Source organism: Massilia sp. X63 (assembly GCF_041023745.1).
In the GTDB taxonomy this organism is placed as follows: Bacteria; Pseudomonadota; Gammaproteobacteria; order Burkholderiales; family Burkholderiaceae_D; genus Telluria.
Genome location: NZ_JBFTEF010000002.1, coordinates 60,911 through 82,251, shown reverse-complemented (window position 1 = coordinate 82,251; position 21,341 = coordinate 60,911). Strand labels below are relative to the sequence as shown.

Below are 21,341 nucleotides of genomic sequence, written 5' to 3'. Positions count from 1 at the left end.
TCACTCTATCGGGGCCGGGGTCGCCATTCCGTACGTGACTTCACACAGCGCCCCCAGCAAACGGGCAGGTTTGCGCTGGATCAACGCGCGGCCTGGGCCGGGCGGGTGGCGTCGGCGCCCTGGGTAATGACGATCTCGCCGATGCCGATGCCGAGCTTGCGGGTGTCGCCGGGGTTGCCGCGCTCGGCCGGCGACACCGGTTGCGGCACCTCGATCACCAGCGTACGCGCATCCTCGTCGAGGTCGAAATGCAGGCCGATCTCCCGCAGCTGCCAGCCGACCCGGAATTCCCGGGTCTGGCCGCCCAGGTGGACCTTGAAGGGCAGATTCGCGTTGACGTCGTAGGCGCGCGCGGCAAGCACCAGGCCGACGCGGCGCGGCAGCGCTTGCGCGAAGCGGATCACGACCTGCTTCCCGTCCGACCAGCGGCCCCAGGCTTCGATGTGCGACAGGCCCTCGACGCCGGTGACGACCTGCGGGTCGGGCGGCGCCGACAGTTTCACATGGTGCAGCGTCGGCTCCGGCTCCGGCAGGCGCACCACCGCGTAGTGGGGCGTCTGGCGGACGACGGTGACGTTCCCGGGCAGCTGGTAGTCGCCCAGCAGCAGCATCCACTTCTTCTTCAAGGGCAGCTGGTATTCGGCGACCGGGCCGAAGTCGAGCATCATCGTGGTGGTGTCCGGGTGGTCGATGTGGAACTGCGCGCGCATCATCAGGCTCAGGTCGACGCCCGCGACCACCACCTCGCTGCGCTCGGCCGGCGGCACGAAGTCGTGGACGAAGCGGGACGCCAGGTCGGCCTGGGTTGCCGGGCGGTGCGCCTCGAGGTGCCGGTGCACCCCCTGGTTGCTGGCCGCATGGGCGGCGGGCAGGGCGAGGCACACGAACAGCAGCGGCGCCGCGCGCAGGCGCGCCGCCCACGCCAGCAGCAGCAACAGCTGGAGCCCGACCAGGATACGGAAGGATTTTCCCTGGAGGTCGATGCCATGGATGTCGGGGCCGTCCACCACATTCATCGTATAGCCCTGCAACCTGGACATCGATAACAGCAGCACCGCCCCCAGCGACAGGGCCAGCGCCCAGCGCAGCCATGGGCGCTCCGGCGCGGCGCGCTCGCGCGGCGCCGGCGGCGCGATCGCGGCCGCCGCCACGACCGCCAGCAGCGGGAACACGAAGCTGTAGTAGCGCAGGTGCAGGCGGAAGCCTTCGTGGCTGCCCGGAGCGTGCAGGCCCGCGGTGTACAGGATCGTCACGCCGGCGGCCGCGCCCAGCATCAGCAGCACGTACAGGTGCAGCAGCTTGCGGCGGTCGGTGGCCGGGTCGCCCGGTCCGGGCAGCGCGCGCGTGCACAGCTCGTAGGCAAGGATGGCCAGCGGCAGTCCGTACACCAGGGTCAGCGTCATCAGGTGGCCGCGCGCGCTGACCGAAGCCGCCACCAGCAGCGCCAGCCTGTCGCTGCCCATCCGCGTCGATTCATAGAAGGGGCCGAACAGGCTCAGGCCGGCCTGCCCGGCGAGCAGCCAGCCGAGGCCGAACTTGAGCGCCAGGGCGGCCAGCACCGCCAGGGCCGCCATGGCCAGGCCGCGCGCGCCCCACGCGCCGCCGCGCTGGCGGCTGGCCAGCACCAGGAACAGGACGAGCGAGGGCAGCAGGAACAGCGCATGCACCTTCACCAGGCTCATCAGGCCAAGGACGGCGCCGCCGGCCAGGCCGTGAAGCGCCGGGTGCCAGTCGCTGCCCTGCAGGGCCACCCAGCTCAGCACGCAGAAGCCGAAGTAATACATGGCCTCGGGCATGAAATAGGCGGTGAAGGAGTTCAGCGGCGCCAGCGTGCTCAGCACCGCGACCGCGCAGGCCACCGGCGCGCTGCAGAAGCGGCGCGCGATCAGGTACACGAAGGGGGCGGCGCCAACAAAAAAGGCCAGGTTGCCGATCCGGACGCAGTCGAGGAAACCGTCGCCGCAGGCGCTGCTCGCGCCAGACAGCCACAGGTAGAGGTAGGACGGCACGATGGCTTCCGCCAGCGGCAGCAGGCGCGCCATCTTGCTGTAATACCACTCGTCGGCGAAGACGCTGGGCTGCAGGCCGGCATTACGCTGGTACAGGAGCCAGGCAATGCAGGCCAGGGCGACGGTCAGGAGCAGCGGCCAGGCGAAGCGCTGCGGTTTGGCGGGGATCGTGTTCATTATGTGTTGTTATAGGTGAACCGCGTGAATCAATCCTTGGGCTTGCGCTCCTCGATGCGCAGGCGTGTCAGCGAAATACCCAGCAGGCGCGTGTCGGTGGAGTTGCCGAGATCGCTCGGCCGCGTCGGCCGCGGCACCTCGATGACGAGGGTCTGCTGGCGGCCGTCGGTGTCGAGATCGAGCACCACTTCGCGCGCTTCCCAGGCCAGGCGGAACTGTGCCGCGGCTTCCCCGGCGCGCAGGGTGAAGGGCTCGGCGGTATTCGGGCCGAAGGCGCCGGCGGTCAGCACCACCGTCAGGCGCGCCGGCAGCGGCCGGGCGAAACGCAGCGTCACCCGCTTGCCGTCCGACCAGCGTCCCCAGGCTTCCACGTTCGACAAGCCTTCGGCATGGTCGACCAGCCGTCCCGGGCCGGGCGCGACGTGGAAGGCGAACTCGCCGACCAGGCTGCGTTCGGGGCGCGGCAGCTTGACGATCGCGAAGGCGTCGTTGGCGAGCGCCGGCGCCATCCCCGGCGGCAGCGGATGGCGGCCCACCGCGACCAGCCAGCGCGCCGTCGAGGGCAGGCGGTAGGCCTCGATCGGGGCGCCGTCGGGCAGGTCGAGCAGGATCATGTCCGGATGGTCGATGTGGAACTGGGTGCGGAACAGGTCGGCGCCATTGGCGACGATGATCGTGGCGCTGCGCTCGGCAGGCGGAATCAGGTCGCGTGCGGCGATGCCGGCGCGGTCGGCCGGCGGCGCCGTGCGCAGGTGGCCGAGGTAGGTGCGCACGTCGGCGTCGGTGAGGAACAGCGCCAGCGGCAGCGCGACCAGCAGGAAGCCCCAGGCCGCGGCGCGGCGGTAGCGCAGCCACAGCGCCAGCAACAGCGCCTGGAGCGCGAACAGGGCGATGACCGGGTTGTCATGCTTGATCAGGGGCGTGAATTCCGGCCCGTCGGTGATGCGCGGGTCGAAGCCCGGCAGGCGTGTCCAGGCCAATGCCAGCAGGCCGGCCAGCGCCAGGGCGATCAGGATCTGCGCGACGCCGGGGCGCGCAGCGGCATCGCGCCAATCGCGGGTGGCGGCGGCGGCGGCGACCAGCAGCAGGGGCAGGGCAAAGCTGTAGTAGCGCGAGTGCAGGCGGAAGCCTTCCAGCGGCCCGTCGGAGGCGATCGAGGCCGTGTACAGCACCGCCAGGCCGAGCGCCGAACCGAGCATGAGCGCGGTGAACACGGTGAGCAGGCCAAGCGGATTGCCGGCGCGGTGGGTGTCCCGGCGCACCAGGGCGTGCAGCAGCGCCGCCAGCGGGAAGCCCAGCAGCACCGCCAGGCCCATCGCATGGCCGCGCGCACTGAGCGAGGCCGGCAGCAGGCGCGACAGTAAACCCTGCTGCGAGGCCGAGCTGGCGCCGGCCGCGTAGAAGCTGCCGAACAGGGTCAGGCCGGCGTCGCCCGCCAGCAGCCAGCCAAGCAGCAGCTTGACCGCGGCGGTGGCGAGGGCGGCGAGCAGCGCCGCGCCCAGCCCGCGCACGATCCAGGTGCGGGCAGTCGCAGCGGGATCGCGGAAGCGGCTCGCATACACGAGGTAGAGGCAGAGCGCAGGCAGCAGGAACACGGCATGCACCTTCACCAGGCTCATCAGACCCAGCACCGCGCCCGCCAGCAGCGCATGCAGCCAGGCGCGCCAGGCGACGCCGGCCAGCGCCACCCAGGCCAGCAGCGCGAAGCCGAAGAAATACATCGACTCGGGCATGAAGTAGCTGGTGTACAGGTTCAGCGGCAGCAGCAGCGCCAGCAGCGCCACCGTGCAGGCCAGCGGCGCGGGCAGCACGCGGCGCGCGACCAGGTAGAGGAAGGGGGCGGCGCCGACGTGGAACAGGACGTTGCCGATGCGGACGCAGTCGAGGAAGCCCGGGCCGCAGCTGCTGCCGGCGCCGAACACCAGCAGGTAGAGATAGGAGGGCACGGCGGCTTCTGACAGCGGCGCCAGGCGCGCCATTTTGCTGTAGTACCACTCGTCCATGAAGACGCCGGGATAGAGGCCGAGCGTGCGCTGGACCAGGTACCAGCCGATCAGGGCCATGCCGGCGCCGAGCAGGAGCGCGGGAACGAGGGAGCGCGCGCGTGCGCGCCCGAATGCATGTGCGGGGGGCGAAGAAAGGATCATGTCGTCGAGTGGCGGGAGGCCGCGCGCCAGCCGGCCAGCGCCGCCTGCATCTGCGGCCAGGTGAAGAACCGGCGCTTTTCGTAGTACAGCGCGCCCGCGTGCGGGCGTTCGTCCAGGCGCGCCAGGGCGACCGGCTGCAGCTGTTCCACGCCGCGCAGCAGGTAGTGCAGCAGCACGAAGGGGAACAGGCCGATCCAGGTGTTGCGCTGCGAGGGGTAGGACAGGCAGGCGCGCAGGTGCCGCAGGCGGCCGCGCCAGGGGATGCGGGTGGCGATCGCCGGGCCGTTCTCCGGCACCGGCGCCAGCACCCGGAACAGCGGGCCGGGCAGACTCCTGGCCTGGTACAGCGAGAACTGCCAGGTGCGCTGCAACAGGCCGCGTTCGGCCGCCAGCACGACCGCCAGCGCGTGCAGCGCGTCGTGATCGTGGTGGCCGCCTTCCCAGGCGGTGACGTACAGGGCGTCGACCAGGGGATAGCGCGCGAGCCAGCGCCTGATCCAGTCGGCGGCAGGCGCCAGGTGCTGGGGCAGGCGGCCGTCGCCGATGCCGAGTTCGCCGCCGGCGAAGAACACGTCTTCCGGTGCGACTCCCAGGCGCGCCAGCACGCCGAGCGACTCTCGGTTGCGCTGCGCGGCCGACGCGGTCGCGGTCTGGCCGTCGGTCAGGTAGGCGCAGGCCACGCGCAGCCCGCGCCGGCGGCAGTCGAGGATGCGCTGGTAGACGCCGAATTCGTCGTCCTGGTGGGCGAACAGGAACAGGGCGGCATGGCCCCCCTCCTGCCTGCCGTGCGCGTCGGCGTCCGGCCCGGCGTCAGTAGGCATCGAAGTCGAGGAAGGTGAACTGGATGCGGGATGCGTCGAGCTGCGGCACGCGCGGCGTGAAGGCGCGCCAGATCAGGTTCAGCGGCGAGGGGCGCAGCCGCATCGAGATGCTGGCGTAATTCCAGTAGCGGCTGGTGGCGTCCGGGGTCAGGCCGATGAACAGGCGCAGCGGCGAAGGCGCACCGCCGTCCGGCACGACCGGCAGGCGGTCCGCTTCCAGCTCGGCATAGGCCGGGATGTGGCCCAGGGCGGCGGCATGGAACTGCAGCCGCCCGCCGGCCTTGCGTCCGTGCACCCGGTTGTGCGGGTTGGCGCAGCGCCAGGCCAGGGCATCAAGGCTCCAGCTGCGTTCGAACGACAGGCTGGCCGCGGCCGGTTTCGGCGCGTGGCGCAGGCGGCCCAGGCCGACGCGCGCTTCCAGCGGGCGCACCAGCTGGAAGCCGAGCTTGCGCACGAAGCCCGGGGTGCTGTTGGCATTGGCCACGCCGTAGCAGCCGTCGAAGCCGGCCCCGGCCCCCGCTTCGTAGGTCATCGCGGCCAGTTTCGTGAACAGGCCCTTGCCCTGGTAGTCGGGGTGGGTGGCGGTGTTCAGCGACAGCAGCACCCGCACCTCTTGTCCTTCGACCCAGGCGCGCGCCGGCACGCACACGTAGTGCGCCGCCAGGCGCTCGCCGTCCCAGGCGTCGTAGCCGACCGCGGCGCCGTCCGGGTTGGCCACGTACAGCCAGTCGAGGTAGCTTGGGGTGAACTTGTCGGTGCCGGGGAAGCAGGCGGCGAACAGCGCGCCGTACTGCGCGAGGGTGGCGGGGTCGTTCTGGACGGGCGCAAAACGCAGCGCTGTTTGCAAGTCGTGCATCACTTGAAGATCCAGTATTTGCTGAGCAGGTAGCCGTTCACCGCCACCAGCGGCAGCGACAGCAGCTTCCCGGCCAGCGGGTTGTCGAGGACGGCGCTCGCCGCTGCGACGCAGGCAATGGTCAGGAGGTAGTTGACCCCAACCACGCACAGGTAGCGCGCGAAATTCGCAGGATTGGCCGCGGCGTTGAAGGTAACACGGCTGTGGAAGGCGTAGTTGACCAGCAGCCCGGCCGCGAAGCCGGCGCTGGCGGCGGCGGTGGCCTGCACGCCGGCCTGCAGTAGCAGCTGCATCAGGCCGATGTCGGCCAGCGCGCAGATCAGGCCGCCCGTGACGAAGACCGCGAACTGGCGGCTGAACAGGCGCGCAGCGAGTGCGGACACGCTCATGCGCCGGGGGCCGCGGGCTTATGGCGGAACAGGGTCTTCTTGTGCAGCGGATTGCGCGGCACCGAGGCGACGTCGTACGCCAGGAAGGCCAGCACCAGCTGCACGCCCATGATCACCGGCAGCGCCGCCAGCATCACGGTGCCGGCCGGGGTTTCGGTGCCGGAACGCGCCGAGGCGATCCAGTGCGAGATGCCGTAGACCGTGCCGAAGCTCGCCAGCAGGAGCCCCAGCGGCAGCTCGATCGAGGCCACCGACATGTTGCGCAGGTAGTAGTTGTAGAAGATGCGCTTGCCGAAGTTGCGCACGTGCTTGCTCAGGAATTCGGTGACGATCTTCGAGATCCTGAGGTTGCTGACCTCGTCGCCGTAGACGGCGTCCATCGGCACGTCGGCCACCACCGCGCCCAGGATGTTCAGGCGGAACAGCATGTCCGATTCGAAGAAGTAGCGCTTGCTGATCTTCTCGAAGGGGAGGTAGCGCGCGCAGTCGGCGTGGATCGCGGTGAAGCCGTTGGTCGGGTCGAACAGGTCCCAGTAGCCCGAGGACAGCTTGGTCATCAGCGACAGCACCGCGTTACCGAACAGGCGCAGCGGCGGCATCGCGCCCAGGCGTTCCAGGTTGAAGAAGCGGTTGCCCTTGGTGTAGTCGGCTTCGCCGGCCAGGATCGGCGCGATGAAATTCGGGATCAGGCTGCCGTCCATCTGGCCGTCGCCGTCGATCTTGACCATGACCTTGGCGCCGTCGGCGATCGCCGCGCGGTAGCCGGTCATCACGGCGCCGCCGACGCCCTGGTTCTCGGCGTGTTCGAGCACCACGACGCGCGGATCGCGGCAGTGTTCGCGGACAAAGGCGCCGCTGCCGTCGGGGCACTTGTCGTCGACGACGTAGATGCGCGCGACCTCGGGGCCGATGCCCGCGATCACGCCCAGGATGTGGCGAGTCACCCTGAAGCTCGGGATCACGACCGCGACGGCATTCGATGCCTCGGGCGCGTGCGGCGAAGTGGAAGTGATGGGACGGTTCACGGCGTCAGGGGCGTTCATGGCTTGCTTGGGGTTTGTCGTACGCTGATCTCGCGCAGGAAGAAGGCGAGCGGGCGCGGGTCGCCAGGGCCGGGGGCCGTTGGCGACGCGTGTTCGAATTCGATGTCGAGGGTGGCGGAGCGTGCGCCGGCTGGCAGCGCCAGCTGGCCTGCCTGGTCGAGCGCGTGCCAGCCAAGGTCGACGCCGTTCACCAGCACCCGGGTCTCGCGGTTGGGGGCCAGGTAGTTGCCGGCGATGAGCAGCGATTCAGCCGCGCCGCCGTCGAGCTGGATGCGCACGCGCGAACGCGGGCCGTGCGACCAGGCGCCGTCCCAGCCGGGACCGTTGGCCTCCAGCGGGTACCAGCCCGAGACCAGCGCCACCGGCTTGCCGGCGCGCAGCGCGTCGAACTGGAAGCTGCGCTGCAGGTAGCCGCCGGCGGCGCAGCGCAGCGGGCCGTCGAGGTAGCGCCAGCCGCGCGCGCTCGGCACGGTCGGCATGTCGGGCGCCAGGCTCGCGCCCTTGCCGCACAGCTGTTCGTCGGCATGCGCGTTGGCGGCATGGACCAGGGTCTTGACCACGACGCCGTCGCGCTGCAGCGTGTACAGCTTGTCGGGCTGGATGTAGTTGTCGTGGTTGCCCGCGCGCTCGGCGAAGATTTCGGGTTCCGGATGGTAGTACTGCGGCGCCCAGGCCAGCATGCGTACCGCGGCCGGGCTGAAATGCACGTAGTCGTAGCGCTGGGCGTGCAGCATGGCGACGGCCTGGATCGCGGCCAGGCCCACTACCAGCGCCGCCGGCCAGCGCGGCAGGCGGCGCAGCAGCACCAGCAGCGCGAACGCCAGGGGCATTGCGGCCCAGAAGGCGTAGCGCATCACGCCGGCCGCCCCGGAATTCCAGTTCAGCACCGCCAGCGCGGGCACCGCCAGCGCCAGCGTCAGCAGCGCGGCCAGCAGCAGCGTGCCGCGCGCGCGCCGGTCCGCACGCGGCAGCAGCAGGAGCAGGACCAGCAGCAGGCCCGGCACGCCGATGATCATGCCCTGGTTCAGGTCGAAGTAGAACGAGGCCAGGCGGGTCGCGCCGATCAGGCCCGGGTCGGAGAACAGCTTGGCGATGATGTTGGGGACGCCGAACTGCCACAGGTTGAACAGCGGCGGCAGCGCGAACACCGCCATGCCGGCCGCCAGGCCGAGGACGTTGCGGCGCGTGAGCTGGGCGCGCAGGTTGCTGCCGAAGCCCAGCTGGCGATCGTAGTCGAGCCACAGCTTGAACAGCGGCGCGAAGGCGAAGAAGAACACGATGGTCGGGTTCTGCTGCCCGGCCAGCCCGGCCAGCAGGCTGCCGGCCAGCGGCGCGCCGCTGACGTAGAACAGCAGGCCCGCCAGCAGCAGGGCCGCGCTAACGCACTCGGGACTGGTCCAGTGCAGGTAGAGGGCGCCGCCGCACAGCATGAACAGGCCGAGGCCGAGCCAGGCCGCGGTCTCGGACCGGAAGAAGCGGCGCAGTGCCAGCGCCAGCGCGAACACCGCCATCAGGTTGACCGCCTGGAAGGTCTTGAAGGGCGGGATGCCGAGCGCCTCGAACAGCTTGAACGGCGCCGCCGCCAGCAGCGAATAGCCGAAGTAGTGCACCGGGAACACGTCGCCATCGCGTCCGCGCACGAAGGCCGCGTACAGCTGCTGGTCGCCCGCGCGCATGCCGCGCTCCAGCAGGTCGAAGGGTTCGGCGAACATGCCTGGCAACAGGGCGCGCACGCGCGCGATGTCTTCCAGGCGGATGTCGGGCGAACCATGGTCGGCGATGGCCACGGTGGCGAGCGTGTACTCGACCACGTCGCCGCCGTAGAAGGGCTTGTACATGGCCAGCAGCGCGCACAGCGCCAGCGCCACCAGCAGGGGAAAGCGCCAGGACGGCAGGCGGGAGATGGGAGCGGTCTGCATGGGTCAGAGGGCGGCGAGGGTGGCAAGCGCCAGGCAGCAGGCCACCACGACCAGGCTGACCTTGTCCTTGCTCACGTACAGGACCGGGTCTTCGTTGACCTGGCCGCGGAACGACAGCACCCACAGGCGGCCGAGCCAGAACACCAGCAGCGGCAGGATCCCGGCCAGCCAGGCCGGCGAGCGGTACAGGTCCAGCACATTGTCGGAATTGAAGTACAACATGAACACCAGCACCGACAGGAAGGCGCTGTTGACGCCCATGACGCCGACCGGCATCCGGTCTTCGACCGTGTAGCCGCGCCCGCGCGTCTTGTCCTTGCCGCGCTTGTGCAAGTTGATCAGTTCGCTGTGGCGCTTCAGCAGCGCCAGGCTCAGGAAGACGAAGAAGGAAAAGGACAGCAGCCAGAACGAGGGCGGGATGCCGGTCGCGGCGGCGCCGCCCAGTACGCGCAGGCTGTACAGGATCGCCAGCGTCACGATGTCGACCATCATCAGGCGCTTGAGCCAGACCGAATAGGCCACGGTGCTGGCGAAGTACACCAGCACGGCCGCCAGCAGCAACACGTTGTACGAGGCGCACAGCACGATCGCGGCCAGGGCCAGCAGCGGGCTGGCGAACAGGGCCAGCGGCAGCGGCAGCGCGCCCGAGGCGATCGGGCGGGTGTGCTTGGTCGGGTGCACGCGGTCGTCCTGGGCGTCGAGCGCGTCGTTGAGCAGGTAGGCGCTGGAGGCGCACAGCGAGAAGGCGGCGAAGGCCACCAGCGAGGCCGTGAAGGTGGGCAGGTCGAGCGCATGGCCGGCCAGCATCGGCACGAACACCAGCAGGTTCTTCAGCCACTGGCGCGGGCGCAGTGCCTTGAACAGGGCGCGCGCCGTGTTGCCGCGCACGCTGCCGGAATGGACGGTGTCGCGGCCGTCGTCCAGCCGGAACGGCCTGGCGGTGACCGACCAGGGATGGGCGCAGCCGAGCCATACCGGCAGGTCGGCGCGCGAATTGCCGATGTAGTCGTAGCCGCGCTCGCCGTACAGCTCCGCCAGGCGGCGTGCCTTGTTGTGCGAGGTCAGGTTGATGCCGTCGCCGGTGGCCAGCACCAGGTCGAACAGGCCGAGGTGGGCGGCGATCTGCTCGGCGAAGCGGCGCTGCGATCCGGTGGCCAGCACGATGGCGCGGCCACGCGCGCGTTCCGCCTCGACCAGGGCCAGCACCTGCTTGTCGTAGGGCAGGGCGGCCGGATCCAGTTCGACTTCGTGCGCCAGCCGCTCCTTGAAGCCGGCCTTGCCCGCAAACAGCCAGAACGGCAACAGCCAGGCGCGCAGGATGTTCTTCTTCAAGAACAGCACGATCGATTCCCATAGCAGGTCGGAATGGATCAGGGTGCCGTCGAGGTCGACGACCAGCGGGCGCGCCGCGGCCGCCGCGTCCACGCCGGTTCCAATTTCCTTATGCATGGCCGTCTCCCGCGCCGGGCAGCACCCGGTACCAGTGCTGGCGCACCAGTCCGTCGAGCACCTGTTGCGCGCTCTGGTCCCAGGTCAGCCAGGGCATGCCGGTCGACTGCGGCGCCTTGCCGTCGCGCTGCAGCAGCAACCAGGCGTGAATGGCGTCGGCCAGGTCCTGCGGCGCCAGGCCGTCGAAATAATAGGCGTGTTCGCCCGCCACTTCGCGGAACACCGGCAGGCTGCGCGCGATGATCGGGATGCCGTGCTGGGCCGCCTCGATCAGCGGCAGGCCGAAGCCTTCGCCTTCGGACGGCGACAGCAGGGCCGAGGACGCGCCGTACAGCTTGAGCAGCATCTCGTCCGAGATGCCGTTCATCCAGAACAGGCGCTTCGATTTTTTCGGATGCGCGGCCATGCGCTCGCACAGCTTTTCCATCATCCAGCCCTGCTTGCCGACCACCACGAGGTTGACGTCCTCGCCGCGTTCCCACAGCAGCTCGAAGGCGTCCAGCGTCTGGGTGTGACCCTTGCGCGGCTCCACCGTGCCGACCATGATGAAGCTGGGGCGCTGCTTGAGCGCCGCCAGCACCGCGTCGGCGTCGGGCGGCAGGCCGAAGCTCGGTGCGCTGGCGTCGATGTCGGCGCCCAGGTGGAAATGGCCCAGCTTCAGCGGGGCGCGGCGCGCCAGGCCCTGGCTCTCGATCCAGCTGGCCAGCTCGTCGGCCACGGCGCGCGAGATGCACAGCACGCCGTCCGAGACCTTGTGCACGGTGCGCAGGAAGTCGCCGAAGTACTGCTCGGTACCGAAGGGGAAGACGTCCGGGCGCAGCATCGGCAGGATGTCGAACACCACGAAATAGATGCCGACCCCGCGGTCGCGCATCGACAGCAGCAGCTGCTCGTTCTGCGAGGTGCCGTTGGTGAACAGGTCGAGGCCGAAGAAGATGTCGCCGGGGCGCAGCTCGACCGGCGCGTCTTCCAGCGCGAGCGCGGTTTCCCCTACCATGTTCAGGCCGAACTGGCGCGCATACTGGTAGCTGCGGTTGCCCCCGTGCGAGTACACCGGCTCGATCCGGAAGCCCGGCGGCGGGTCGGCGATCATCGACAGCAGGATGCTGCGCACCACCCGCTGGATGCCGGTCTTGAGGTCGGACTGCACCACGGCCGAGACGTCCACCAGCAGCTGGCGCGGCGCGGCCGGGGCGCGGTTGAAGGCAATCGCCGATGCCAGCGCCGGCAGCTCGGCGTCCGCCGCCTGCGGCGCGCTGGCGCGCACCACCTTGCGGTAGGCGGCGAGCGGGCTGCGCGTGGCATAGGCTTCGATGGCCTCGACGTACAGCTCGCCGACCCGGGCCGGCGCATGCTCGCGCTCCATGTGGGCCAGGGCGCGCTGCGACAGGCTTGTGCGCAGGGCGTCGTCCTGGCGCAGGCGCGCCAGCGCATCGGCCAGTTCCGGCGTCGTGAAGCCATCCTGCAGCTTGACCAGCAGGTCGTCCTGGATCGAGGCGGTGGAACCGTGCGCGTTGACGATCGTCGGGATGCCGTACAGCAGGCAGTCGAGCACCGAGGCCGAGGTCTCGCCGCGGGTCGAGGCGCGCAGCTGCACCGCGCAGTCGCTGGCGGCGAGGTAGTCGGCATAGGTGGCGGCGTCGACGAAGCCGGCGATCGTGATGCGGCCGGCGGCCTCGCTGGCGGCGATCTTGCGCAGCAGCCCGGCGCCATACAGGCCGGGGTCGTTCTCGCCGACGAAGACCAGGCGGCACTTGCTGTCCTGCGCCAGCTTCGATGCAAGGTAGGCATCGAGCAGCTCTTCGTTGAGCTTGGTGCGGCCCAGCATGCCGAAGGTGGTGACCAGGTAGTCGCCGTCCGCGATGCCCAGGCGCCGGCGCGCGGCCGCGCGTGCTTCCGGCGTGGCCGAGCCCTCCGGACGGCCGCGCAGCAGCGGGATGGTGCGCCAGCCCTCGGCGGCGCCGGGTCCGTACCACTCGGTCGCCAGCTGCTTCGAGAAGTCGGCATGGACGATCACGCCGGCCGCGTTGTCGAGCACGCCCTTGTTGACCGGGTATTTCCAGATCGACGGGTTGCGGCCTTCCTTGCGGTGGCTGAGCAGGCCGGTGTAGCCGTGCGATTCGTACAGCGCTTTGATAAAGCCCTGCGGCAGGTATTCCTCGCGCTCCAGGTTGTCGAGCACGCCCGAGAAGAAGAAGTCGTGCAGCACCACGATGCCCGGCACCTCGCGGATCAGGTCGAACATGTGCTGGTGCGCGTGCGAATTGCCGACGTGGTAGACCACGCGCTCGAATTCGTGCGCATGGTGGCGCAGCCACTCGGGCGCGCGCAGCGGCAGGCCGTCCAGGCGCGCATCGTCGACGCGTTCCTGGTCCACGACCAGCGTGATGTCGTAGTGCTTGGCCAGCTCCGGCACCAGCTCGGCGCTGTAGTCGGCGATGCCGGATTTGACCGGCGGCAGCGGCGAGACGTAGGCCAGCTTCGGACGGGACGCCTGCGGACGGCTCGCGCGCTCGGCGGCGGTGGCGTCCAGCTCGACCAGCAGGGCGGCAGCGTCGAGCTCCTGCGGCGCGCGATGCAGCACCGGGAAGGGCAGGGCGGCGCCGTGCCTGTCCGCTTCGCGCGGCGCCAGCACCACGTCGGGCGACAGGCTGGCCAGCGCGTGTTCGCGCAGTGCCGGCTGCAGGTGTTCGGGTGCGCCCAGGTCGAACGCGCGTACGCGCGCGCCGAAGGCCAGGCGCAGGTCTTCCAGCAGGGCCGGATTGGACAGCGGCGCGGCGATCCGCAGTTCGCGCGTGCCCGCGGCGGCGGCGAGCGCCTTGGTGAAGCTCAGCGCGGCCGGCGCGGCGCCGTCCTGCGCATGGAGTAAGTCGATGACGATACGCATGCTATGAGTTACCTGCCTGGTTGCCGCGGGCACGCTGCAGGTCGCCCAGCACCGCGCGTACCGACAGCGGCAAGCCCTTGAGTTCTTCGGGAACCGCCATGGCCAGCGGCGCCAGCGGCTCCGGCGCAGCCTGCTTGATGGCGGCGATCGAGGTGCTGACCTTCTGGCCCAGCGACGGGTAGCGCAGCAGCACCGGAATCAGGAGGCGGCGCATGCGCTCGTTCTTGGTCACCCGGGTGACGACGCGGCGCGCCAGGCCGGGACGGCGCAGTGCGCGCGCCACGCGGCCGACCGCGCGCAGCGGCGCCGTGATCTTCCACGAGGTGCTGGCGTAGGTGGCCGCCAGGCGCGCTTCGATGTCCTGCGCCCACACGGTCAGGTGATGACCGCTGGCCTGGGCTGCGGCCAGCGCCTCGCGCACCGTACCGAGATCGTGCTGCGCGACCAGCAGCGACTTTTCTGCTTCCAGGCGGCTCTGTTCCGACTGCGCCAGGCCCAGCTCGGCGGTGCGGCGGTCGTGCTCGGCCTGGCGCCGCGCCAGCTCGGCTTCGCGGCGTTCCTGGTCGGCCATGCGGCGTTCCTGTTCGGCGGCGTCGGCGCGCACCAGCGCGTAGTCGAGCTCCGTGCGCAATGCATCGGCCTGGCGCGCTGCCTGTTCGACGGCTGCCGACAGTTCGGCCGCGTGGCGCTCGGAGTCGCTCAGCGAGCGGCCCAGTTTTCTGGTCGAAGCCCAGGCCTTGTCGAGGTGGTGCGAGATGTAGTCGTCGAACACGTTCGGCTGGATGCCGAAGTGGGGCAGCAGTTCGCCGTGTTCTTCCGCCACGTAATAGCGGTTCAGGCCATCGAACCAGGCGAAGCGGTAGCGCTGGCCGGTGACCATGTGTTCCCAGGCGGCGTGGTTCGTTTCGCGGCTGTTCGGCAGCGTCGCCTCGATGACCAGCACCCACGGGCGCCAGCGCGCGAAGTCCATGCCCTTCAGCACTTCGCCCTCGAAACCTTCGACGTCGATCTTCAGGAAGTGGATCTCGCCCCGCACGTATTCTTCGCACACCGAGGCCAGGGTGCGCACCGGCACGGTCAGTTCGACGACTTCGTGGCCTTCCGCACGGTGCAGCTCGGCGACGGATTGCTCCGGCGAGGCCCAGCCGCGTACCTGCGGGGTGTCGTACAGGGTCAGTTCGCCGTTGGCGCTGCCGGCGGCGATCGCCAGGTTGACGTCGCGCGGGCGCTGCGCGAGGAAAGCCTGGTGAAAGGAGGGCAGCGGCTCGATGCTGACGCCACGCCAGCCGGCGTCGTAGAAGGCCTTGGTGACCGAATGCTCTTCCGGATCGTTGGCGCCGACGTCGATGTAGAAGCCGTTCTTGACGTGGCCGAGCGCGCGCCACAGCAGCACGTCCTCGGAATTCTGCGAATAAGAGATAAATGTCATGAGCGTTGAATGTCGATGGCCGGGTCGAGCCAGGCCGAACCCTCGAAGTGGGGACGGCGCATGTTCATCACGGTAAATACCAGCGCCAGGTCGCGCCATTCGTAGTTGTTCACCAGGTGGGTCTCGGTGCTGACGATCGCGGTCGCGACCGAATACGTGCCTGGACCAAGATTCATCGGGAAGGCGAAACGGTACACCACCTCTTCGCCGGCCGCGACGTCGTCGAGCGGCAGCTGCTTGAGGTGGGTATTGGTGCCGTACATCGGCTGGCCGAGGCGGTCCTTGATCATGTAGCCGAGCACCATGCGCGGGATCGGCGCGTTCACCTTGACCCTGACCTCGAGCGTGACGGCCGCGCCCACGTCGACCACTTCGACGCGCTCGCCCAGCTCGTCGAGCAGGGCGATGTCGCTGACCGTGGCTTCGCCGGTGCCCGAGATGGTCTGGACCTTGCCGTCGTCGAGCGCGTTGACGCGCACGGTTTCGTTTTCGCGTTCCGCGATCATGGCATTGTAATAGTCCATGATCTCTTCGGGCTTGCCCTCCTTGGCCAGGCGCCCGCCATCGAGCAGGATGGCGCGGTCGCATACCGACTGGATCGCCTGCTTGTCGTGCGAGACCAGCAGCAGGGTGGTGCCCTCCTTGCGGAACTGGCGGATGCGGTCGAAGGACTTGTGCTGGAAGTAGGCGTCGCCCACCGACAGCGCCTCGTCGACGATCAGGATGTCCGGGCGCCGCGCGGTGGCCACCGAGAAGGCCACGCGCATCTGCATGCCGCTCGAGTACACGCGCACCGGCTGGTCCATGTACTCGCCGATGCCGGCGAAGTCCTCGATCTGCGGCATCAGGCGGGTGATCTCGTCCACCGTCATGCCCAGCAGCTGGCCCGCCATGTAGACGTTCTGGCGGCCGGTGAAATCCGGATGGAAGCCCATGCCCAGCTCGAGCAGGGCGGCCACGCGGCCTTCCATCCAGACCGCGCCGGTGGTCGGCTGGGTGGTGCCGGTGATCAGCTTGAGCAGGGTGCTTTTGCCGGCGCCGTTGATGCCGATCAGGCCCACGGCCTCGCCCGGCGAGACCTGGAAGCTGATGTCGGTGAGCACCCACTTGAGCTTGTGGCGCGGGCCGCCGGGCAGCAGCCATTCGCCCAGGCGCGACCAGCGGGTCGGGTATTGTTTATAGGCCTTGCCCAGATTGGAAACGACGATGCTGCCCATCAGAGTTCATCCACTATTTCGCCGGAGCGCTTGCGGAACAGGCGCAGGCCCAGGATGCACAGCAGCAGGGCCATCAGGCCCGCCGGGATCAGGCTGTTCCAGTCGGGCAGGCGGCCTTCGACCAGGATCGACTGGTGCGCCTGCACCACCGCCGCCATCGGGTTGTAGACCAGGATCGGGCGCACCGCTTCCGGCAGGATGCTGGCCGGATAGACGATCGGCGTGAGCCAGAACCAGAACTGCATCGCGATGGTCACGAACTGGCCGACGTCGCGGAAGAACACGTTCAGGATGCCGCTCACCATCCCCAGGCCGATGGCCAGCAGGATCTGCAGCAGCAGCACCGGAATGATGGCGAAGAACACTGCGCCCGGGAAATGACCGGAGACCAGCAGGTAGACCAGGAACAGGCCGAAGATGATGCCGAAGTTCACCAGGGCATTGCAGACGACGATGATCGGCAGGCAGATGCGCGGGAAGCTGATCTTCTTGATCAGGTTGGCCTGCTCCAGGAACATGTTCTGCCCACGGGAGACGATCTCGGCGAACAGGCCCCAAGTCAGGATGCCGGCGCACAGGTAGATCGAGTAGGCGGCGCCGGAATCGTTGCCCGGCAGTTTGGCACGCATGACCTCGGAAAAGATCACGGTGTACACGAGGATCATGGCAAGCGGGCTGAGCACCGACCAGACGGCGCCCAGCATCGCGTTCACGTATTTCGACTGGAATTCGCGTTTGACGCTGCCCAGCACGAAACCGCGATAGGCCCACAGGCCTCGCAGCATCATTGGCGAAATCATGGGGCGGCCCGCGCTGGCAGTGCCCCGTTCGGGTACGTCAGGGAAAAATTCATTTGGATTGGCTTGGCGGATGAGCCCAAAATTATACTTCATCCAACAGCCAATCCGTTGTTACAGATGTAACACCTTGTCGCAAGTCAACGTCGATTTGTCATGACTTGTGTTGCGTCGACGCGGATTCAGCTACCGAGATTGGTAAAAATCCCGACGGCCATCTCTGCCCAGCAATACAAGAAGCCCAGGCCGATCAAGCCGATGGCCAGCAGGCGGCCTTGCCTGCTGCGGAGCTTGCGCAGGGCGAAGCTCAGCACCAGGCCGGCGAGCGCCAGCAGGGCGCCGGCGGCAAGGAAGTCGAGGCCGGTCCAGTTGACTTCGGCGGTGAACTGCATGGCGACGAGTGGGATCATGAGGACCACCGCCGTCACCAGGGCCACCGCCAGCAGGCTCTTGCCCAGGCCGGGTTGGACGTGCATGCCTTTGCTGCTCATCGTGCCCATCGTTGTCTCCTTGAATGAAGGGGTAGGACAATAATGTAGCACGCGGCGCCTCACGATCCCTGCACCAGCTTCTGCAGCGCGTCCGGCTTCACGATGATCAGGCGATGCGCATCCTTCTGCACGATCCCCTGCTGCGCCAGCGCGGTCAGCGCGCGCGTCACGGTCTCGCGGCTGGTGTTGATCATGTTGGCGATGTCCTGGTGGGTCGGCAGGTTTTCCACCACGGCCGGGGCGCCCGGTTCGGCCTGCTTGTTCTTCTGCATCAGCACCAGGTAGGTGTAGATGCGCTTGGCGGTGTTGTTAATGCTCAGCAGCGAGCGGAATTCCGAGTCGCGCTGGATCTTCTGCGCCAGGTGCTTGAGCATCTGGGTCGCCACCGAGGGCGAGTGCGCGAACAAGTGCATGGCGGTAGGCGCCGGCAGGAAGGCCACCAGCGCGTCCGACATCGCCACCACCGAGGCCGAGCGGGTCGAATTGTTGATCAGCGCGATTTCGCCGAAGAAGTCGCCCGGCGCCAGCATGCGCAGGCCGATCGCGCGGCCGTCTTCGGTCACGTCGATCACCTGCAGTTGGCCCGACAGCAGGAACATCAGGCCATCCCCATGGCCGCCTTTCTGCAGCACGATGTCGCGCTTGCCGTACTGGCGGATCCGCAAATCCTGCTTGACCCGGATGATCTCCTCGTCCGACAGCTCGGACAGCAGCGGGATCTTGCGCAGGTGGATCTGCACCTGGCGCTCTTCCGGCACGGCTGCGGCATCGTTCACGGCGGGAGCCCGGCGGGCAGCGGCGGTCTTGGCGGTTGCGGTCATGGTGGGTTCTGAAAGAAAGGCCTCAGAAAAAAGTCACGTAGAGTTGGGCGGACAAGGCCGCAAAGGCGATCCCGGCCGCGTTGGCGCCAATGTCGCGCCAGCAGAAGCGGCGGTCCGGCACCAGTGCCTGCAGGCATTCGATCAGCCAGCCCGCAACGAGCAGGCCCAGCAGCCAGAGCAGCGCTTCGGTACGGCCCTGGGCGATGCGCAGCGCCAGCATGGCCAGCACGGCAAAGCTGGCGAAGTGAAGGAATTTGTCGTTCGGCAGCGGCGGAAGCCAGCGGTTCGGTACCAGGCATCCCACGCAGACGGCAGTTGCGACCATGCCCAACAACATCATGTCTTCCACCACGATCTAACGGCCTTCCAGAATCTCCGACAGCCGTGATTGTATACGGTCGAGCCTGCTTTCGGTGGGATTAGGAAGGGCGCCGCGCCCGTGTGGCGCGTGCCAGCAACGAAGCGTGGCCAGGCTGGCAAGCTCGTCCGGTGAGGATGCCTGTCACCCCGCTGGGCATTGCCCCGGCCATCTTCCGCCCGGTTCAGATCAAGGCCGGGTCATCCGCGTGCCCGCGTTGCCAAGTGCTGCCGTGACGCAGCTTTTGTATCTAGATTGCAACAAAATGCAAACAGATGAATGCCGGTATTTACGTCGCGGAAAGGGCGTTGATACACTATGTTACATTGATTTACAAAGGTTTACATATGTCAATTGGGTAATTTCACATTTGCCCCAGACAGATGTTGTGACAGCGATGACCCAGTTCACCCTCAAGTTCCCGGCGCTTCCCCGCCGCCTTGCCTCTTCTCCCCGCGTGACCATCCAGATGGGCATCTCACGCAAGCAGGGCCGGCTTCCCTACATGCGCGAGCTGGTGAAGCTGAAGGTGCGCTCGCTGGCGCACCCGCGTGCGACGCGCCGCTGGCTCAGCCTGCTTAACTCCCATCCGGCCTTTGCCGACTACGTCAGCCACTGTCCGCGCCTGCTGTACAAGATCTATCGTCCCTACATGACGCTGCACCTGCCGATCGGCGAGCGCCTGGCGGCGCTGGCCGGGCATTACCAGACCGTGTTCGCGCATGGCCTGGGCGAGCTGGTGGCCCGGGCCGCGCGCGGCCCGGTGTCGCTGGTGCGCTTCGCGGGACGCGACGGCGGTGACTACGACATCGCGCTGCGCGCGATCGGCCTGCTGGAGCGGGAGGGCGAGCTGGTGCTGCAGCTGCGCGAAGACGGGGTGGCGCTGTATGCGGTCGCCTTCACCTTCGCCCGGCGCGACGGGCAGTTGGCGGTGAATGTCGGCTGCATCCAGGGAGCGGCGGACGAGGGCACGCGCGATGCGATCCGGCGCGCCACCCGGCAGCTGCACGGGCTGCGGCCCAAGCAGCTCCTGGTCGGCATCGTGCGCGCGCTGGGCCAGGCATTGGGTTGCCGCGAGATGCGCCTGGTCGCCAACGCCAACCGCGTGGTGCGCAGCGCGATCCGCAACGGGACCGTGCACGCCGACTACGACCAGTTGTGGGAAGAGCTGGGGGCGCGCCGCCTGCCGGACGGCGACTACAGCTTGCCTTGCGAAGCCTTGACCGCGCCCGATTTCGAGGCGGTGGCATCGAAGAAGCGCGCGGAAGCGCGCCGCCGCCATGCCCTGCTGGCATCGCTGTCGGCCGCGGTGGCGCAGCAGCTGGAAGCGGCCCGTACGCCGGTGCCGATGGCTGCCTGAGACGGAAGGAACTCAGGCCGCGAGCGCCACCGGCTGCGGCGTCCCGCGCCCGAGCCAGCGGCGCGCAGCGCGCAGCGCGGGGGCCTCGACCAGGTGCCAGCTGAGCATGGCCAGCGGCAGCACCAGCGCCAGCGTCGCCAGCGTGAGCGCCACCGGGCCCACCGGCGGCAGCACTTCGCGCAGCATGATGATCGCCGGCCAGTGCCAGATATAGATGCCATACGAGTAGTCGTGGCGCTGCACGTGCGCCGCCCAGGGCAGCTGCCGGCTGCCGACGCACAGGGCCAGCGTGACCGCGAGCAGGGCGATGCCGAACCAGGTCAGGGGGCTCGGGGTGAGGGCGGCGGAGCGGGTCCAGTTGAGCAGCAGCAGGCCCAGCGCGCAGGCCACGTGGCGCCAGCCGATGCGCAAGTCCGGGGCCAGGGTCTGGAGCACGATCCCGACCAGGAACAGCGACCACATCCGCACTTCCCATACATAGCCGCCGGCCACTTGCGGGAACAGGTTGGCCGCCAGCAGCAGGAACAGCGCGGCGCCGCGCATCCAGCTGCGCAGGGGCGTAGCGGCGGCCAGGCCGACCAGCGCCACCATCACGTACATGCGGCCTTCCCAGTACAGGGTCCACAGCGGGCCGTTCAGGTCCTGGCCGCCGAGCACGCTGGCGATGCGCAGTTCCGCGGCCGGGATGTCGTAGACCAGTCCGTGCAGCACCGTGTTGCCGAAGATGAAGCGCCACGGCGCCGGGTCGAACAGGCCGCGCCAGCCGGGTGCGGAGAAGAACACCACCGCCGCCACGGTACTGATGAGCAGACAGGCGAACAGGCCCGGCACGATGCGGGCCACGCGGCGCAGGGCAAAGCGCCCCAGGTGCGGGTCGCCCATCCAGCTGCGCGCGATGAACATGCCGCTGATGACGAAGAACACCCCGACCGCGAGCGCGCCCAGGTCGCCGTTCGGCGCCAGCAGCCGGGTCACGGGATCGGCGTGCGGCGCGGCCCGGTTCATCACCCAGGTGTGGTAGGCTACCACCAGCAGCGCGCACACCAGGCGCACCAGGTTGAAGCCGTTGTCGTGGGAAGCGATTGCCGCTTCGAGGCTGCGGCCTTGCTGTTGATTTTCCATGGGTGATTGCAAAGTCAGATATCAGATGCCAGTCGGCTTTTCGTAGGGT

Annotated in this window: 17 protein-coding genes; 1 reads left to right on the top strand and 16 read right to left on the bottom strand. The window is 68.7% G+C overall.

The features are described 5' to 3' along the window. Positions 1-80: 80 nt before the first annotated feature. The 15 genes from AB3347_RS04525 to AB3347_RS04455 all read right to left on the bottom strand — a co-directional run bounded on the left by AB3347_RS04525 (position 81) and on the right by AB3347_RS04455 (position 18,777). Positions 81-2,186 (bottom strand): hypothetical protein, encoded by a 2,106-nt coding sequence (locus AB3347_RS04525; RefSeq protein WP_369090595.1) that lies wholly within the window; start codon positions 2,184-2,186, stop codon positions 81-83. Positions 2,187-2,215: 29 nt separating this feature from the next. Next, positions 2,216-4,333, bottom strand: a complete 2,118-nt coding sequence (locus AB3347_RS04520) for a glycosyltransferase family 39 protein (RefSeq protein WP_369090594.1) — start codon at positions 4,331-4,333, stop codon at positions 2,216-2,218. Next, positions 4,330-5,154: a PIG-L deacetylase family protein gene (locus AB3347_RS04515; RefSeq protein WP_369090593.1), complete on the bottom strand. Its 825-nt coding sequence runs from the start codon at positions 5,152-5,154 to the stop codon at positions 4,330-4,332. The genes AB3347_RS04520 and AB3347_RS04515 overlap by 4 nt, the downstream gene beginning before the upstream one ends. Beyond that, complete coding sequence (locus tag AB3347_RS04510; RefSeq protein WP_369090592.1) at positions 5,144-6,010, bottom strand: GNAT family N-acetyltransferase; 867 nt, start codon at positions 6,008-6,010, stop codon at positions 5,144-5,146. Before AB3347_RS04510 ends, AB3347_RS04515 begins: the two co-directional genes overlap by 11 nt. Further along, positions 6,010-6,393: a GtrA family protein gene (locus AB3347_RS04505; protein WP_369090591.1), complete on the bottom strand. Its 384-nt coding sequence runs from the start codon at positions 6,391-6,393 to the stop codon at positions 6,010-6,012. Before AB3347_RS04505 ends, AB3347_RS04510 begins: the two co-directional genes overlap by 1 nt. A gap of 2 nt (positions 6,394-6,395) precedes the next feature. Continuing rightward, positions 6,396-7,442, bottom strand: a complete 1,047-nt coding sequence (locus AB3347_RS04500) for a glycosyltransferase family 2 protein (RefSeq protein ID WP_369090590.1) — start codon at positions 7,440-7,442, stop codon at positions 6,396-6,398. Further along, the gene (locus AB3347_RS04495) at positions 7,439-9,361 is read right to left on the bottom strand and encodes a hypothetical protein (protein WP_369090589.1); all 1,923 of its coding nucleotides are present in this window, start codon (positions 9,359-9,361) and stop codon (positions 7,439-7,441) included. The genes AB3347_RS04500 and AB3347_RS04495 overlap by 4 nt, the downstream gene beginning before the upstream one ends. A 3-nt stretch (positions 9,362-9,364) precedes the next feature. Then, positions 9,365-10,810 (bottom strand): UbiA family prenyltransferase, encoded by a 1,446-nt coding sequence (locus tag AB3347_RS04490; RefSeq protein ID WP_369090588.1) that lies wholly within the window; start codon positions 10,808-10,810, stop codon positions 9,365-9,367. Further along, positions 10,803-13,697, bottom strand: coding sequence for a glycosyltransferase (locus AB3347_RS04485; RefSeq protein ID WP_369090587.1), 2,895 nt, complete (start codon positions 13,695-13,697; stop codon positions 10,803-10,805). Before AB3347_RS04485 ends, AB3347_RS04490 begins: the two co-directional genes overlap by 8 nt. Before the next feature lies 1 nt (position 13,698). Continuing rightward, the gene (locus AB3347_RS04480) at positions 13,699-15,126 is read right to left on the bottom strand and encodes an FkbM family methyltransferase (RefSeq protein ID WP_369090586.1); all 1,428 of its coding nucleotides are present in this window, start codon (positions 15,124-15,126) and stop codon (positions 13,699-13,701) included. After that, the gene (locus tag AB3347_RS04475; RefSeq protein WP_369090585.1) at positions 15,123-16,343 is read right to left on the bottom strand and encodes an ABC transporter ATP-binding protein; all 1,221 of its coding nucleotides are present in this window, start codon (positions 16,341-16,343) and stop codon (positions 15,123-15,125) included. The genes AB3347_RS04480 and AB3347_RS04475 overlap by 4 nt, the downstream gene beginning before the upstream one ends. Then, a complete protein-coding gene (locus AB3347_RS04470; protein ID WP_369090584.1) occupies positions 16,343-17,143 on the bottom strand; it encodes an ABC transporter permease in 801 nt (266 codons plus the stop codon). Before AB3347_RS04470 ends, AB3347_RS04475 begins: the two co-directional genes overlap by 1 nt. A gap of 179 nt (positions 17,144-17,322) precedes the next feature. Then, complete coding sequence (locus tag AB3347_RS04465; RefSeq protein ID WP_369090583.1) at positions 17,323-17,616, bottom strand: hypothetical protein; 294 nt, start codon at positions 17,614-17,616, stop codon at positions 17,323-17,325. Positions 17,617-17,690: 74 nt separating this feature from the next. Beyond that, positions 17,691-18,452, bottom strand: coding sequence for a Crp/Fnr family transcriptional regulator (locus tag AB3347_RS04460; protein ID WP_369090582.1), 762 nt, complete (start codon positions 18,450-18,452; stop codon positions 17,691-17,693). Between the two features lie 22 nt (positions 18,453-18,474). Next, a complete protein-coding gene (locus tag AB3347_RS04455) occupies positions 18,475-18,777 on the bottom strand; it encodes a VanZ family protein (protein ID WP_369090581.1) in 303 nt (100 codons plus the stop codon). 430 nt (positions 18,778-19,207) lie between these two features. Between AB3347_RS04455 and AB3347_RS04450 the strand changes: the two genes are divergently transcribed. Then, on the top strand, positions 19,208-20,170 hold the full coding sequence (locus AB3347_RS04450; protein WP_369090580.1) for a VirK/YbjX family protein: 963 nt from the start codon (positions 19,208-19,210) through the stop codon (positions 20,168-20,170). 12 nt (positions 20,171-20,182) lie between these two features. Here AB3347_RS04450 and AB3347_RS04445 read toward each other — a convergent pair whose 3' ends face one another. Beyond that, the gene (locus AB3347_RS04445; RefSeq protein WP_369090579.1) at positions 20,183-21,292 is read right to left on the bottom strand and encodes an acyltransferase family protein; all 1,110 of its coding nucleotides are present in this window, start codon (positions 21,290-21,292) and stop codon (positions 20,183-20,185) included. Between the last annotated feature and the right edge of the window lie 49 nt (positions 21,293-21,341).